Source organism: Micromonospora sp. NPDC049257 (genome assembly GCF_040678915.1).
GTDB classification, from domain to species: Bacteria; Actinomycetota; Actinomycetes; order Mycobacteriales; family Micromonosporaceae; genus Micromonospora; species Micromonospora antibiotica.
Map to the genome: position 1 here is coordinate 113701 of NZ_JBFAQU010000013.1, position 15228 is coordinate 128928.

Here is a 15228-nt window from a genome sequence, read left to right on the forward strand (position 1 = left end):
GCCGCACCGGTGTGGGTGAGTATCGAGGGCATCAACGGTGTGGGGAAGACGAGCGCGGCTCGCGCGGTCACCGCACAGCTCGGCGAGCGCTGTTTGCTCCTGGACGAACTCACCGACTCCCGCGGCACGGTGTTGCACGGGCGCATCATCACCGCACTGAGCGAGCACGGCGACCCCTTCTTGCGCGCCGGCCACCCGGTCGCGGAAACCCTCGCCCTGCTCGCCCTGCAGATCGGCAAAGCCGAGCGGCTATCGGAACGGGACTTGACCGGCGTCGAAGTGATCCTCGAAGACCGGGGCGTGGACTCCGTCGCGGTGTATCAGGCGGCGATTCTCCGCTCGGCGAACCCTGACTCGACGCCGGAGGCGGTGGCCAGCCACATCCGGTGTGGATTCCGGCGGTGGCGGCGACTCCCGGACATGACCATCCTTCTAACCGACGACCCGAAGGAGTGCGCACGACGCTTCGCCGACCGCATCGGCCGAGCTCTCACGCCGGCGGACCTGCACCTGCTCAACGAGATCGACACCCTGTACCGGAAGGTAGCGGCCGACGACCCCGACTACGTCCAGCTCGATGTGGCCGGCATGTCGCAGCAGTGGACGGCCGGCGCCGTCGGTGAGATCGTGGCCGCCCTGCTGGATCGGCGGACCGCCCGTGCCTCGTGACGTAACCCTGCTGTGGGGCCTGCGTTCCCCGTGCGCGTTCGCCTGCCCGCACTGCTACTTCGGCACGATCGAAGAGCACAAGGGCAACCTGCCCCAACAGGCAGGTGTCCTGTCGCACCTGTCCCGCGCCGACCTGACCGCGCCGACCCTGACGGCGTTCGCGCGCACGCTGACCGGCTCGCCCGTCGAGCGGGTGATCATCGCTGGCGGAGAACCGCTGGACTGGCCCGCCACGCTCGGGATCATCTCGCTCATCAAGGGCGCCGGCTGCCAGGTCGTCATCGCCACCAACGGCATCCCGCTCACCCGCCCGCACATCGTCGAGCAGCTCCTCGCCCTCGGCGTCGACGGCGTCTCGGTGTCGCTCGACAGCGCAGACGCCGACACCAACGACACGATGCGGCCGTCACGATCGGGCCGCTTCGGCTACCACGACGTCCTGGCCGGCATCAGCGCTCTGCTCAAGGCCCGCGGTGACCGGCCCGGACCTCGAGTCGGGATCTACACCGTCGTGACCCGATCGCGCCCGCAGGAGATCACCGACGTGGCGCGGTTAGCAGCCGACATCGGCGTGGACTACTACGTACCCCAGCCGGTGTCACTGCCCTCCGACCACCAACTCTTCGACGCCCTATCTCACACCCCCGCCGACGTCGCCAGCGTCGGCGCGCACCTCGAACGCCTCTACGCAGATCCCCACGGCCTGGCACTACCGGACCCGTCCTACCTGCAACGATTCGTCGCCGCAATTTCCACTCAGGACAGCGGACACGTGCCAGACTGCTTCGGCGGCGCACGCCTGTACTTCGTCCAACCCGACGGCTCCCTCTGGGACTGCCCGTCCGATCGCCGGATCGCCGCCACCGCACCCGAACACCAGCGCACCATCCGCGGCGGCGACGCGCGCACCCTGTTCGCCGCCAGGCCCACGTGCACGAACTGCTCGCTGTTCAGCCGCGACTGCGTCAACATGTGGCCGCTGGTGCTGGACATGCCGCGGCTGCTGAACACGGGAGTGCCGCGATGACGCCACCCACCGCCGGCACCGACGCAGCGTCGATCGCCGACCATCTCGTCGGGGTGCTCGATCAGATGCCAGACCCCAGCGGCGGCCCGGCCGCCGGGCAGCTGGAGCGCGACCTGGCCGAGGCGTTTGGCGTGCCGCATGCCGTCGCAGTCTCCTCCGGCACCGCGGCCCTGCACGGTGCGCTGTTCGCCTGCAGCATCGGCCCCGGCGACGAGGTCCTCGTGCCGGCGCTGACCGTCGTCATGACCGTCGCCCCGCTAGCCGCCCTCGGCGCCACACCGGTGTTCGTCGACAGCGACCCGAACACCCTGGACATCGACTACGACGACGCCGCCCGCAAGGTCACCTCACGTACTCGGGCGATCCTGCCCGTGCACCTGTGGGGCCGGGTGGGCGATCCGGCCGCGTTGACGGCGTTCGCGGCCGCGCACGACCTCGTCGTCATCGAAGACGCCGCCCAGGCTGCCGGCAGCACTCGCGCCGGGCAGCGGGCTGGCACGATCGGCACCGTCGGCTGCTTCTCCCTGAAAGACGGCAAGATCTTGTGGAGCGGCGAAGGCGGCTTCCTGCTCACCGCCCGCCGTGACCTGGCCGAGCACGCCGCGGCGTTTCGTAGCCACTGGCAGCCGGCCCCGCCCGGTCAACAGCCGCTGAGCCGACTGGCAACCAATTCCCGGCTCGCGGCTCCCCTCGCAGCGATCGCCCTGGCCAACGTTCACCGCTTTCAGGATCTGCTCGCGTGGCGCCAGGAGCAGACCCGCCGCCTGCTACACGCCCTGGAACAGGCACGCGGCCTGATCGCTCTCGAACCGGCGGCCGACGAGCAGTGGAACAGCTTCTCCCCGCTGCTGCGCGTCGACCTCCCCGGGGCCCGGGCGTTCACCGAGCACCTAGCGCAGCAGGGCGTGCCGAACTCCACCGGCAGCTTCCGGCTCGTCCCCTGCGACACCCGGCCGTTCGCCCAACCCAGTCGACCGTGCCGCGGTGCTGCTCAGATCCTCGACCACATGCTCGCGGTGCTAATCACCGACCGCGACACCGAGGCCACCCTCGACCATTACGCCGCCGTCATCACCCGGGAGGCCACGACATGGGCCGCATAGAGGACGATGCAGCACCCAGGCCCCGGGCATCGTTGCGGGACATGACCTGCCCGCGCGGCCCGCTGATCTCCGTCGACGGCGTCACCGGAATCGGCAAGACATATCTGACCCGGCGCGCTCTCGAAGGCGTCGACGACAAGCCGATGCTGCTGGAGGAATTCTCGCGGCGCACCGACGGAGGTCCAGGGCTCGGCAAAGCCCTACTACGGGCACTGATCGACGCCAGCGCGGGAGACCCCTTCCTGCGCGGAGGTAGCCCTCTGGCCGAGACAATGCTCTTACTGGCCATCAAACGCCACGACCTGGACACCGTACTCCCCGCTCTGTCCAGCGGACGCACCGTCATCGAGGGCCGCAGCGTCGATACCACCGCTGTGTGCCAGGCACTCCAGCTGCACCCCGACGACCGCGACGCCGCTCTGGATACGGCCATCGCCCTGCGGAACTTCGCGTCCACATACCGGCCGCTGCCCGACCTCACGATCCTCGTCACCGACCACCCATCCATGGCCGTGACGCGGACACAGCAGCGCGACGACTACGTCCTCACCAACGAGCAGGTCACGTTCATGGCGGACGCCTGCGCGCTCTTCGAAGAACTCGCCGCCACCGACCCCGACCGCCACCGGGTGCTGGACCGGCGCCTCTTCGACGAACACGAGGCAGCAGACCTGGCCCGGCTCTGGATCCAGAGTGCCGGCACCGGGCTGGGCTGCCTGCGCGAACCATGGCAGGGCCCGCAGGCACGCTGCATGTGCTGCGGAGCGCACCAGCGCCAGCCAGAACCAGACCGCCAGAGCCACAGCCTGATCAGGGGATCATGATGCCTGTCCTCCACTCGACCAAGAACGTCGAAATCGTTGTACCTCCCACGGCTGCCAAGACAGGCATCGGCGTCTTCGAGTACACCGACCACTACACGGTGTTCCACTACGGCCGGATGCCCGATCTGATCCCCGGCAAAGGCGAGGCCACCTGCCGGATGGCCGCATTCAACTTCGCCAGGCTGGAAGCGGCGGGCGTGCCCACCCACTTCCGCCGGTTCATCGCCCCTAACCGGATCGAGTTCGACCTCGCCCAGGTGCCGGATCCCGACTCCGGGCCGGCCCCTGCCAGCACCGGAAACCACCTCTTACCAGTACAGGTCCTCTTCCGCAACGAACTTCCCCAAGGCAGCTCCGTTCACCGTCGGCTCGCCGCCGGCACCCTCACCCAAGTCGAAGCCGGGCTCCGCCGCGCCCCGTCCATCGGTGAAAAGCTGACCCAACCGCTGATCGAGTACGCGACGATGCTGGAACCGGTGAACCGTTTCGTCGACCGCCCCGAGGCGCAACGCCTCGCCGGCGTGAGCGACTACCAGTTCCAGACCATGACCGACCTCTCCCTACAGGTAAACGAGATTCTGAGCCGGCGCGCCCGCGAAGTGGGGTTGAGCCACTGCGACGGCAAGGTCGAGTTCCTGACGACGAGTGACGGCCGCATCGTGGTCGCCGACAGCCCCGGCACACCCGACGAGAGCCGCCTCATGTTCCGCGGCGTGCACTGCGGCAAGCAGATCCTGCGCAACTGGTACGTGGCCCACCGACTCGACGTACCAGTGAACCAGCTGATCGCCGCCGGCGTACCGCGGAACCAATGGCCACAGCCGACGCCGCTGCCACCCGAGTTCCTGCCGGCGATGTCGGACCTCTACCGAGCCCTGAGCGAAGCCTGGATCGGCGAACGCCTCTGGAACGCACCCGACCTGCACACTGCCACACAGTCCGTCACCAAGCTCATATGGTGACAGCCTTCGACGCCGGCCCGGCGACTCCCGCACCCACCCCACGAAAGCGGTGAACCATGGGCTGGTTGACACAGGACGCCGACTTCCTGGCGACCACGTTCGTGGTCATCGACTTCGAGGCGACGACCCCCACGGGCTACCCGGCCCAGCCCGTCGAGGTTGCCGCGCTCGCACTACGCTACCGAGACAGCGCCTGGACGGCAGTCGGCAGGAGCACGTCGCTCATCAGACCACCCGCCTTCGCCCCGGTGACTCCCGCCTTCACTGACCAGACCGGGCTGACCGCAGAACAGCTGAAGCTGGCTCCCACCCCAGCCGACGCGCTGGGCGCGCTGGACCGACGATTCAGAACTAACAGGCGGTACCTGCTCGTCGCGCAGCACGCCGCGACGGAGGCCAACCTCATCCACAACCAGCGCCAGCACTGCCCGACACTCGCCCGCATCGATCTTCTGGACACGATCCCGCTGGCCAAGCACCTCATCCCGGGCCTGCCCAACTACAGGCTCGACACACTCTTGGCGCACTTCTCGATACAGCGTCCAGCGGACCGACACCGGGCCTACACCGACGTCGACATCACGGCCCAGGTGTTCATCCGGCTCATCAGCACCGCAGACGACAACGGCCGGGTCGCCGACCATGCGCAGCTGGTGAAGCTCGCGGGCCGCACGGCCAAATGCAACATGCCCACTCAGACCGATCTGTTCGACATCGACGACTGAGGAAACCAGGCGGCGAGAGGACGAAGCTCGTGGCGAAGATCGAGAAACAACCCGTTCCCTTCTGGTTCGATCCGCTCTGCCCCTGGGCGTGGATCACCTCCCGCTGGCTACTGGAGGTAGAGAAGGTCCGGCCGGTACGCGCCGACTGGCGCATCATGTCGCTGGCCTACCTAAATCTCGTTCAACGCGAGGGCAAGGGGCTCAGCGCGGACTATCGGGACCTGATGACCAAGGCATGGGGATCCGTGCGGGTCTGCGCAGCCGCAGCCGAGCACAGCGGGCCACGCATCCTCGGGCCGCTCTACACCGCGATCGGCACCCGCCTCCACAACCAGAGACGTCGCGAAGACCCCACCGTAATCATCGAAGCCCTCAGCGAGGCGGGCCTACCCCTCTCGCTAGCCGAGGCGGCGACCAGCACCAATTTCGATCAGCGCATCATCGACTCGCACAACCAGGCATTCGACGAGATCGGCCTCGACGTCGGGACGCCCGTCCTGCGCATCGGCGGCAAAGCACTGTTCGGCCCCGTGATCACACCGGCACCCCAGGGGGAGGCCGCTGGACGACTCTGGGACGGCCTGGTACTCGTCGCAGGAACGGATGGCTTCTACGAACTCAAGCGGAGCCGAGACCGCAAACCATCCTTCGAGTGAGCGCCGGAGTACGCCGCGCGGTAACAAGCAGACTTCACCCAGTCCGGTGACACCTATGCCGGCGTGGTCACTGCCCGCGCGATGCGGTGTCCGACGAGCTGCTCGGCGACCGAGAGCGGGTACCACCTCGCACCTCGCACCTCTGACTCCTGGATACGCCCCACATCCGTCCGCGCTGACGCCGCCACGAACGAGAATCCGAAGTCGAGATGAGCGTGCGCCGGTTCGTCCTTCGCCGGCCGCGCAGGAACCTCCCCGAACTCCACGTAGACCGGGATCGGCGACGCAAGGTAGAGCCCGTCGGGATCGACTCCCGTTTCCTCCACCAGCTCGCGCACCGCAGCGCTGATCAGCGTGTCGTCAGTCGGTTCGAGATGACCCCCAGGCTGCAAGGGGATCCCGTAGGCAAGGTGGTCGACTAGCAGCACCTCGGACCCTTCGCGGACCAGGAGCGCACCAACCGTCACGTGCATCTCGAAGTTCCGCCGCGAGGCGAAGTTTGCCCCCTGCGCCAGCAACCTCACCGGCTCTGCCAGCAAGTTCACTTCCTCCGGATAGCACTGGAGGTAGGCCGAAAGCGTACGAGATATTTCCGAATCAAGGATTGCCACGAGTAGCCCCTTCGGCTCGCGGGCCAACAGGACCGCCTGGTCCAGGGACAGCAAAACCCGACACCGCCGACTCCAAGATGTGAGGCACAGGAAGCCTTAGGACCATACAAGTGAGCCTCGATCGCTAGGCGCAGGGCACGCCGGAGTGCGACGGACGGAAGCGCCCAAGCCAGTTTCACGGGTTCCGGAACCGCCGCCTGCGCCGCCCCCGGGTGTGAGTTGGGCAAGTGGGCCGTCCTCGTCACCCCCGCTGCGCGGGGAGGTGTTGCGGTGCCGAGATTGCAGGGGACAGTGTTCGGGCGCTCTCACTGCCCCCGGACGTGAAGCGGCCCAGCCCCACGAGCCTGATGGTGGTCGGGGCCGTTCTGCCGGTCGACCCGGGGCTGGCCCGCATGCCGAGTGCCGTTTGCTTGGCGACGACGCGGAACGGCCATCGCGGGGGAACAACCGATGGGGTGGATTCGGATCGCATAGGCACCGGCGGCGGGCCGCCCAGGGGGTTGTCCTGCATTGGTGGCCAGGTCTACCGTGACGGCATCGTGGGGCAGGGCGGCTCCCCCCGTGGTCGCCCTGCCCCACGTAAGCAGGCCGGGAGCGCCAAGGTTTCTTCCGCGTCAAGGACGTCTCGTGACGCCTGGGGCGTCCCGCAGCGCCGGTTACGTCTCGAAGACACCCGCAGACCACACCCCACCCCCTCGTTTAGTACATTTGTTCCAAGTTCGCGGTATCGTCCTGGAGTGACCGCTCCTGACGCGCCACCCGAGCCGTTGACTGGCCGGCAACGGCAGATCCTCGACGTGATCCGTGGCTGGGTTCAGCGGCACGGCTACCCTCCGACGGTGCGGGAGATCGGGGCGGCCGTCGGGCTCGCCTCCCCCTCCTCTGTGGCGCACCACCTAAAGACCCTCACCCACCACGGCCTCATCCGACGGGCTCCCGGCGGACCGCGAGCGGTCGACGCCCGCCCCCTGCCCGGCGACGACCCGCCGGCGACGTCGGAAAGCCCACGCGGAACCGGCGTTCCCCTACTGGGAGCCATCGCCGCAGGAACACCGATCCTCGCCGAGGAACACATCGAGGAGACGCTGTCCCTACCCGCCGAGCTCGTCGGCCAGGGCACCCTGTTCGCGCTGCGGGTACGAGGCGACTCCATGACCGAAGCGGCCATCACCAACGGCGACATCATCGTGGTACGCCAGCAGGCGGTCGCCGACAACGGCGACATCGTCGCCGCCCTGCTCGACGGGGAAGCCACCGTCAAGCAGTACCGAACCCGCAACGGCCGCATCGAACTCGTCCCCCGCAACCCCCACTACCCGGTACTGCCCGGCGATCACGCGACGATCCTCGGCAAGGTCGTCTGCGTCCTGCACCGCCCGTGATCCCGACGATCGCCGCCACGTTCGTCACCCAGCAGGACCACCCCCGCCCTAACCGGCCACCGCAGCGCGATGACCCAGCCGGAAGCACAGGGCAGCCGGCGCCGAACCCAGCAGACGAGTCCGGTACCCCTCACGGAAGAGCCCCCGCGTCACCGCCCCTCGGCGGAAGGAGTCCGTGACCGCCGCCGACCCGCTACTCGCCAGCGTCCCCGAGCAGTTTGTCGGGGTACGAGTCCCAGTCCATAGCCATGTACGCCAGCACGTGCATGGCGGCCATCGACGTAAGAAAGTACGTACGGGTGGCCGGCAGTGAAGGCGACGACCGTGCCTGAAACTCACCAACTACGCAATGTGACGGTAGAGGTGACCCGGCGGCGCACGGATCGGCCGAGAACAGTGCAGCGGATCAAGAAGCCGAAGAGCGGGCGCTGGATCTGGCTGCTGCTGCTACCGTGCTGCCAGCGACCAAGCGAGCCCTCGACCTCCTGCTGAACTTCCGCTGGCGGGAGAATCGGATTCTGTTCAGGCTTCGGGCAGCGGGGCCGTGTCCGAGGAAACCTCCGCAGCAGGGGCGCTGGCTGTGCCGCCATTGGTTGCGATTTCGAGGGGGATCGGATCGGGGTGAGAATCCTCCCAAGGTTCAGCAACTGTTGACAGCATGCGAATTAGTGCATGCCGGGTACCGGCCTCACCGACGAGTTCGTCAGACAATTGTCGGATCGCGGTGCGTGTCTTGGTCTTCATGGTGCCGACTACTCCGCCTTTCGACTTAACCTTCACCTCAATAACCTCGTCAAGGTCGGCGACACCGAGGTGGTCGTAAAGAAAGCCACGCAGGAATACGTTCATAAAGTCCTGTCGAACGACTTTGATAATCTCGTCCCAAAACGTGTTGCGATCTGACATAAGCGTGGCTTCATCGGTCAAACCGGGCGCAGTAGTCCGATGAGTGGTAATCAACTGCATGGGCTGTGCAAGCGTTGCCCATACCGAGGGGAAAAACGGGGCGACTGCCTGCAAAGAGAGTCTGTCACCTTCGTCAAGAGTGAATCCGGCTTGCTGTTCCGAGAGCGTGTCGATAAGTCGCCGTACATATGGGTCGTGGCGTCGGCCCGTCATGAACGCAAGGTGTTTCACCGAGATGGTACTCTCGAACAAGCTTGTAAAGAATCGAGCGATGCCAAGCGCGTCAAGTTCGTTTGCAGGGACGAGTCTAAGCTGCCCGTTTTCGGTATGAGAGTACGGTTCATCGGCCAGTGACTCGAACGCCTCCCTTTCGTCCTCCTTGGTCGAGTCTCCGGCAGCAACCGTTCCACCCTGGAGCAAACGGCCAATGAGGCCAACCTTGATATTGTGACGCGCCTCCGCCTGCGCTCGGGCTTCGTCGGTGGCCACGAGTTTGCCGCTAATGGATCCTTCGAGCGACTTGCGGAGGTTCTCAACATCGTGTTCGAGTAGGCGACTTCCATAGGCGTTGACGACCGAGTACTCTTCGTCATTCCATCGAACTACCCAGAAGAAGCCACCGCCGTAGTACGCAGGCTCAACACCAAAAAAACCTCGACGGAATTGCTCCTGAACGGTCTGGATTACCTTGTCTTCGCTTGCGATCGCCCCGGCCTCACGCGCCCTGTCGAGTAAGTTCCTGCCGTCGAATACGAATAGGCTGCCGTCCTTTTTTCGGAGCGACTCGTAGCTACCGCGCACGTTGCCGTTCACACCACTGAGCGCCACCAGGATGCCGATCGCAACAGGCGTTTCGGATCGCTGAATGAAGAGCTTTCCGAGAAACTTCTGCCACGTGGGAAGGTTTACTGGATCCTGGTAAGCCTTTGCTTCGCACACAACCGGTGTGACATGTTCTGTGCCGATTACGGCAAACTTCCGCTTGGCGGTGACATCAAGCTCGTTCCCGCCGGATCCCACTACGTTGGAGTACACCTCCACGTAGCCTTGGCTTTCAAGTTCGGTGTGCACTAGCGCCTCAAGCTGCGTGCCCTTATCATCCGAACTAACTCCAAGGATAAGCATCGCGGCGCCTTCCGTCGAGTAGGGCTAGAAGAGCTAATCACCACGAGAGACTACCCACCCGAGCTGCAGCGACAGAAGCCGGGCGCGCTAACGTTCTGATCGAGTCCTGGAAGCACGCACACTTACGCCGTACTGCGAGCGATCTTGGCGTCCCGCTCATGGCGCCGTTTGGGCGTTCAGCTGGGAAAAGCGCGGGGGATGCATGCGCTGAAGAACTCCGAACGCCGGCAGGCACTCATCGAACGGCGCGACCTCATCGAAGCTCCGGAGGATCCTCCTGGACACCGCGCTCACCGAGAGCCAGGGTCTAGACGGAGGTGCTCGGCACGTCGCCGAAGGACGTCAAGACCGCCTCCACTTGGCGGTGCCCTTGCACGAACAGTCACAGCTTATTGAGACCGCTATGGCATCGCCGACAATACCGTGCTAGGTACGCAGGCTGGGAACGATGCGCAGAAGATCGGCGATGTCCGGGCGCACGCCGCTCTCGAACGAGCACGGAGCCTTCCAGACCAAACGGCAGGGAAAAGGAAGGCGCCCGCCGCACCGGAACCGAGCGGATCGGGCCGGCGTTGTGGCTGCGGCGGAGCTGAGCTACGCCTACTCGTCGCGTGTGGACGGCTGGATCATCCGCACGTTCGAGACGCCACCCTGGTTTACACAATCCTCGGCGAAGTCGTGGACGTGCCAGTAGAAGTCCAAGGCGGGCTCTACCGCGTTGACGGTCGTCTCGACAGGCGTGTAGCGGTGCAGGGGCGTCGAGACGCCGTCGTAGGTGAAGCCCATATTGTCACTCGTCATTATCGCTAGCGGCTGGTCACCATTCCAGTCGATCCCAAGGCGCACGTCATACTCGTCATTGTCGGTAGCCTCGGCGTTGATTCGAATCAACGCCATAAGGTCAGCGATCGCGCATTCGATCGCAGAGGACTCGACCTGCGTAGAGGTGGCCTACGACAGTGAGCTTTGATGCGGGAAGCCGGTCTATGGGTTGTCGCCGGTCGGTCATACGCTCGGTATGAGCGGGCAGCTATCCGCCGCTCGGCTCGGGCTCAGCGTCCGGCCATCCTCGCGCCTGCCCGAGCGGTAGGCCCTTCCGGCTCTCCCACAGCTCGACGTAACCAAAGAGTTCCTCGGTCGCCTTGGTCATCGCCTCCAGCAACTCCAACCAGAGCTTCCCGGGAACGACGTCGGGCCGAAGCGGAAGGCCAAAGTCAAACCGGTCGCCGGTGACCTGCCACGCGGCAGTCAGATGATTGGCGGAGAGGTGCACCCACCCTGACGTCTCCTTGTAGACCGGCGGAAGCCACGGGTGATGCGGCGTTGCTAGCTCGACCAGGCGCGCGTCGGTGAGCGACTTTCCGTCCACATCCTTCATCCTGCGGAACTCGGTGCCTTCCAACATCGCTGTGACCACTTCATCCGCCAACGGGTGGTATGCCACGTAGCAAGCGCGCACGAGGGTGTCGAGCTGAATCCGGAGTAGCGGAGCCGCCGCTGCCAAGTTGTACCCGTCGACGCAGTCAATGACCGCTTCCACCAGACCGTAGCTCCGCTGCATCATCGACAAGACCAAGAGGTCAGGCAAGTAGATTTTGCCGTCGTCGACCTCAATCACACGGCGCGCAAGGTCGAGATGGTGAACGCGGAGCCGGTCGAGGTACTCACGCGACCCGCGTAGCTCGGGGAAGCGATGGGCGGCGGTACCGGCGAAGATCGGGCGCGGTTCTCGTGGCGGTCGGAACACGAGCAACGCTTCATCTGTCACGGGTTCATTGTTCACCTGCACGGCCGTTCCCGCGAGTGAGTAATTAGAGCTTCTGTTGAACCCTCCCAGCGTGTGCACTGATCTGCCGCGATCCGAGCGCCGACCCGACTCTACTGGTAACCCGGCGTGAAGCGGGAAGCCGGGCACTGGATCGGCAGCCCTCCCGAGCCGAAGCGGCAGACCTCCCGGCGGGTGTACTTCTGGCGTACCTGGCTCTGCACCGAAGCGCCCGTACGCCGACAGCAGTTCTATGTCCACAACGAGGACCGTGGAGAGACCCCGCACCGCTCTCCACCCGAAGCCATCCGCCGTGACGTGATCGCCCTCAACGTGCGCGAAGGCCACCACGTGCTGGAGATCGGTACCGGCACTGGATGCTCCGGGAGCGCTACTCTCCGCCCGATCCGGCGTCACCGGGCGGGTGACGAGCGTCGACATCAGCGGCCACCTGATCGGATGGGCGGACCGCCTGCACCTTGTCCTCGGCGTCACCACCATCACCTGCCATACCGCCGACGGCATGACCGGCTACCCGCCACACGCCTCTGGACTGGCTGTCCTGGACGGCCTACTCCGTCATCCCCGGCGGACCACACCGCAGCATCGCCGCCCTCGATGACGGCCGACGCAGCATCGGGCACACCACCGCGACCACCGCCGCCGTCATCCTCACCGACGGCACCATCCTCGCCGACAACACACACTCCCCATCCCTGACCGCCCTACGGTCGTGGCTGCACCAATGGGAACAAGCCGGCCGGCCCCGACTGGTTCCACCCCGCCTCGTTCCCCGCAACGACGAAGCCCTTCCCGGGCTGGTACCTGCGAGTCACCGCCGACACCAGCCAGTGACCCTCTTCAAGGAGCAGCTCGCCCAGCTTGAGGAGGAGACGAACCGGATCAGGGTGGTCTCCGCGCCGGCCGAAGCAGCAGACCTCCTGGCGGAGCGCGTCGCCTTCACCCCCGCCCAGTTGAGGTTGAATCGGGAAAACCAGGCGTCCGCCTCGTACGTGCGGACCCGAGCTGGCCGCCACCAGTGGTGGCCTTTACGCCGAACAGCACGTCGCCGTAGTCCCTGCGGGGCCGTTCGGTCAGCCAGGCCCGCACCCGGTCCTCGGTCTGCGGGTAACCGGCACTCATCCAGCGCACGACCGTGGGGTCGTGGTTCCAGCGCCACAGCGCCGACGCGCCGTCCCGGTCCCATCATTCCCAGCATGACCAACGCGTCCCATACATGGACCTGCGTAAACTTCCGTCTTTGGTGGGACGGCTACTCCAGCAAAAGTCCAAGCGAACGCGGGGCAGGGCAGAGCGGTCCACTGTCACCCGCGCTGACCTATCTCCAGCGACCCTCGTCGTCTCAGTGGTGCTGCTTGCCGAGACCGGATAGACCACCAGTAACAGCACGGCCAATTAAATTTAGGTTAGTCGATCGCAATGTCGCCTGGAGGCGGCCCTCTCTCTGCCTCGACCGCGTTGCTATCGGACGCGACAGTTGACGACAGATGATGCGAACTCGTCCTTCTGCCTCTACGCTGCTCGGGTCTCTGGTATCCCTGATTGTCTGACGACGCATCGGGCACGAGAGCACTGCGCTCTGCCGGCGGGCTCACCGGATGGAGGCGAGGTGGTCGGGCGAGTATTTGCGCGGCCACGCTAGCAGCGTCAGATCCAGTGAGTTGCCACAATGCGCGACTGAGGTCGCCCACAAGGTCGTCGTCAGCCGTTGCTGGCCGCCAGCTGGGGGTGGCGCGGTAGACCAGCGAGCCTGCGGGGCGATCGAGGACTGCATCCCCTCGGACAAAGAGGTTCTTACGCTGCGTCGCCGACCGTAAACCACGGTACAGAGTGGCGGCGGTGAGCACCATTTCACTGCCGAGCCGCGCGGCAGCGCCTCGCATCTCAATCTTCTTGTATCGATGAGTTTCAGGGTCCGTCTGTGAGCGGGACCAACGTAGGGCTTCACGGAGCTCAGCGATGACATCCTGCGCAGGGCCAACCGCTGGTGTCGCACGAAGCTCGGCAGCTGCTATTGCTGCCTGACGCCAGCCTCCCGTCGTTGACGGCCTCTCGCCCATCCATGTGTGCACCGCCAAGCCGAGCTGTGTCCCAACCTGAATATGCGCACCAGTGACCTGATCGGGGTGAAGCCACAGCCAGGCCCGCGCGGCCCGGACCGCAGCGACGGCCGCTTCAACGGTGTCCACCGGCGTCACCGAGCTCCGAGGTGCGCGAGCGATGTCGAGCTCACGGAGGTTGGGATGAGCTTTCGCGGTCGTGATCAGCTCTCGGGCGATGGCACCCAGCCTGCTGCCGCTCGCCCATCTGGCTGCCTCAGCCACCGGCCGATACGTCTGCGCCAGCAGGCCGCCCCGGTCCAACCACGCGGGTAGCCGGCCATCGAGCCGCACGGCCTCCAAGGCAAGCCGGGCGATGTCACCTAGCCCGCCCTGAACACCTCCACCGGCACGGATAGCGGCCCCCTCCAGCGTGCCCGGGTGCCCGCCGGGCGGAATATGTCCAGCGATGATGTCACCCATCACGCCGACCGCGTCAGCTGCGCGGCGCATCGACTTGGCCGCGCCGTTGAGGATTGCAGGTGCAGGTGGCAGCCGTCGGTCCACCACCGCAGCGCCGCACAGCCCCGCGTAGAAACGGGTCAGGCTCTGACCCTCCCGCCCGAGAACCATCGTGGCAGCCGCTCTGCCCGACACCTCCGCGATGGGTCGACCGCCAACCAAAAGTTCCGTCACCCTGGCCAGTTGCTGATAGAGGTCAGTCCGCGCCTCCGCTAGGCCGTTGATCTCTCCAGCCGTCCCCGCGCGGCGCCCCGTGACCGCCGCAGCGGCTGCCCGTATCGCACGCTGAGCTTCCTCATACCAGAAGCCCACCGTCATATCAGGGCCGCTGCCGCTCGACGCAGTTGCTGCGCTGTCGCATCGTGGCTGAGCCGATGGGCCAGATCGTCGTGGTCCACGGCATGGCGCTCATGGTGCCGAGCGAGTTGCTCGACAAGGTCCCTCACTGCAGTCCTCAACTGGGGGCGGTCGGCGTCCGGAACATCTGCGGCCACGGCGACCTCGTCCGGATACATTCGGCTGCGGACGTCCAAGACCTCCAAGCCGAAGCGATCCCACGCAGGGTCAGACCCCCCGAGGTACCGCCAGGCGTCGATCATCAGTTGAAGGGCCCCGCCGGCGGCAAGGTCGTCATCGCCGTCGGCGAGGCGCGCGGCAAGAACCTCGGCTGCTTCCATGAACCTCATACGGGCAGCGTCCGTCAGAAGGCCACGCCTCGTCTAGGTCGCGCACTCCACCTCTGTGGATATCCCGCATCCGAGCAGATCAGCGGCTATGACTGCCGGTCGGTGTCCGAACGGGATCGAACGACTCGTCACGCCCCGGTCGACTCACGGCCAATGGTGGCCCCTCAGCCTGCGGCTGACCTTGGCGACGCGGCTGAGCGCCCGG

General features: G+C 66.0%; 13 protein-coding genes. 8 read left to right on the forward strand and 5 right to left on the reverse strand.

Features of this window, described 5'->3' with window-relative positions; translation table 11 throughout:
- The first annotated feature begins 15 nt into the window (after window positions 1–15).
- The 7 genes from AB0K25_RS20040 to AB0K25_RS20070 all read left to right on the forward strand — a co-directional run bounded on the left by AB0K25_RS20040 (window position 16) and on the right by AB0K25_RS20070 (window position 5966).
- Window positions 16–669, forward strand: coding sequence for a hypothetical protein (locus AB0K25_RS20040; RefSeq protein WP_363821762.1), 654 nt, complete (start codon window positions 16–18; stop codon window positions 667–669).
- Entirely contained in the window at window positions 659–1696 is a 1038-nt protein-coding gene (locus tag AB0K25_RS20045; RefSeq protein WP_363821765.1) for a radical SAM protein, read from the forward strand. The genes AB0K25_RS20040 and AB0K25_RS20045 overlap by 11 nt, the downstream gene beginning before the upstream one ends.
- Window positions 1693–2799 (forward strand): aminotransferase class I/II-fold pyridoxal phosphate-dependent enzyme, encoded by a 1107-nt coding sequence (locus AB0K25_RS20050; protein WP_363821767.1) that lies wholly within the window; start codon window positions 1693–1695, stop codon window positions 2797–2799. Before AB0K25_RS20045 ends, AB0K25_RS20050 begins: the two co-directional genes overlap by 4 nt.
- 41 nt (window positions 2800–2840) lie before the next feature.
- The gene (locus tag AB0K25_RS20055; RefSeq protein WP_363821770.1) at window positions 2841–3623 is read left to right on the forward strand and encodes a hypothetical protein; all 783 of its coding nucleotides are present in this window, start codon (window positions 2841–2843) and stop codon (window positions 3621–3623) included.
- Window positions 3620–4585: a phosphoribosylaminoimidazolesuccinocarboxamide synthase gene (locus AB0K25_RS20060; protein WP_363821773.1), complete on the forward strand. Its 966-nt coding sequence runs from the start codon at window positions 3620–3622 to the stop codon at window positions 4583–4585. Before AB0K25_RS20055 ends, AB0K25_RS20060 begins: the two co-directional genes overlap by 4 nt.
- Window positions 4586–4650: 65 nt before the next feature.
- On the forward strand, window positions 4651–5310 hold the full coding sequence (locus AB0K25_RS20065; RefSeq protein WP_363821776.1) for a 3'-5' exonuclease: 660 nt from the start codon (window positions 4651–4653) through the stop codon (window positions 5308–5310).
- A gap of 38 nt (window positions 5311–5348) precedes the next feature.
- On the forward strand, window positions 5349–5966 hold the full coding sequence (locus AB0K25_RS20070; RefSeq protein WP_363821933.1) for a DsbA family protein: 618 nt from the start codon (window positions 5349–5351) through the stop codon (window positions 5964–5966).
- A 53-nt stretch (window positions 5967–6019) separates the two neighbouring features.
- Here AB0K25_RS20070 and AB0K25_RS20075 read toward each other — a convergent pair whose 3' ends face one another.
- Window positions 6020–6577, reverse strand: a complete 558-nt coding sequence (locus tag AB0K25_RS20075) for an NUDIX domain-containing protein (protein ID WP_363821779.1) — start codon at window positions 6575–6577, stop codon at window positions 6020–6022.
- 737 nt (window positions 6578–7314) lie between these two features.
- Between AB0K25_RS20075 and lexA the strand changes: the two genes are divergently transcribed.
- The gene (lexA, locus tag AB0K25_RS20080) at window positions 7315–7959 is read left to right on the forward strand and encodes a transcriptional repressor LexA (protein ID WP_363821782.1); all 645 of its coding nucleotides are present in this window, start codon (window positions 7315–7317) and stop codon (window positions 7957–7959) included.
- A 522-nt stretch (window positions 7960–8481) separates the two neighbouring features.
- Here lexA and AB0K25_RS20085 read toward each other — a convergent pair.
- From AB0K25_RS20085 to AB0K25_RS20100, 4 genes are all read right to left on the reverse strand, one after another.
- On the reverse strand, window positions 8482–9990 hold the full coding sequence (locus tag AB0K25_RS20085) for a hypothetical protein (protein WP_363821785.1): 1509 nt from the start codon (window positions 9988–9990) through the stop codon (window positions 8482–8484).
- 600 nt (window positions 9991–10590) lie between these two features.
- Complete coding sequence (locus tag AB0K25_RS20090; RefSeq protein WP_363821788.1) at window positions 10591–10791, reverse strand: hypothetical protein; 201 nt, start codon at window positions 10789–10791, stop codon at window positions 10591–10593.
- A gap of 229 nt (window positions 10792–11020) precedes the next feature.
- Window positions 11021–12196 carry a hypothetical protein gene (locus AB0K25_RS20095; RefSeq protein WP_363821791.1) on the reverse strand — a complete coding sequence of 392 codons (1176 nt, stop codon included), beginning with the start codon at window positions 12194–12196 and terminating at the stop codon, window positions 11021–11023.
- A gap of 2455 nt (window positions 12197–14651) precedes the next feature.
- Window positions 14652–15023 carry a hypothetical protein gene (locus AB0K25_RS20100; RefSeq protein WP_363821794.1) on the reverse strand — a complete coding sequence of 124 codons (372 nt, stop codon included), beginning with the start codon at window positions 15021–15023 and terminating at the stop codon, window positions 14652–14654.
- Window positions 15024–15228: the final 205 nt, after the last annotated feature.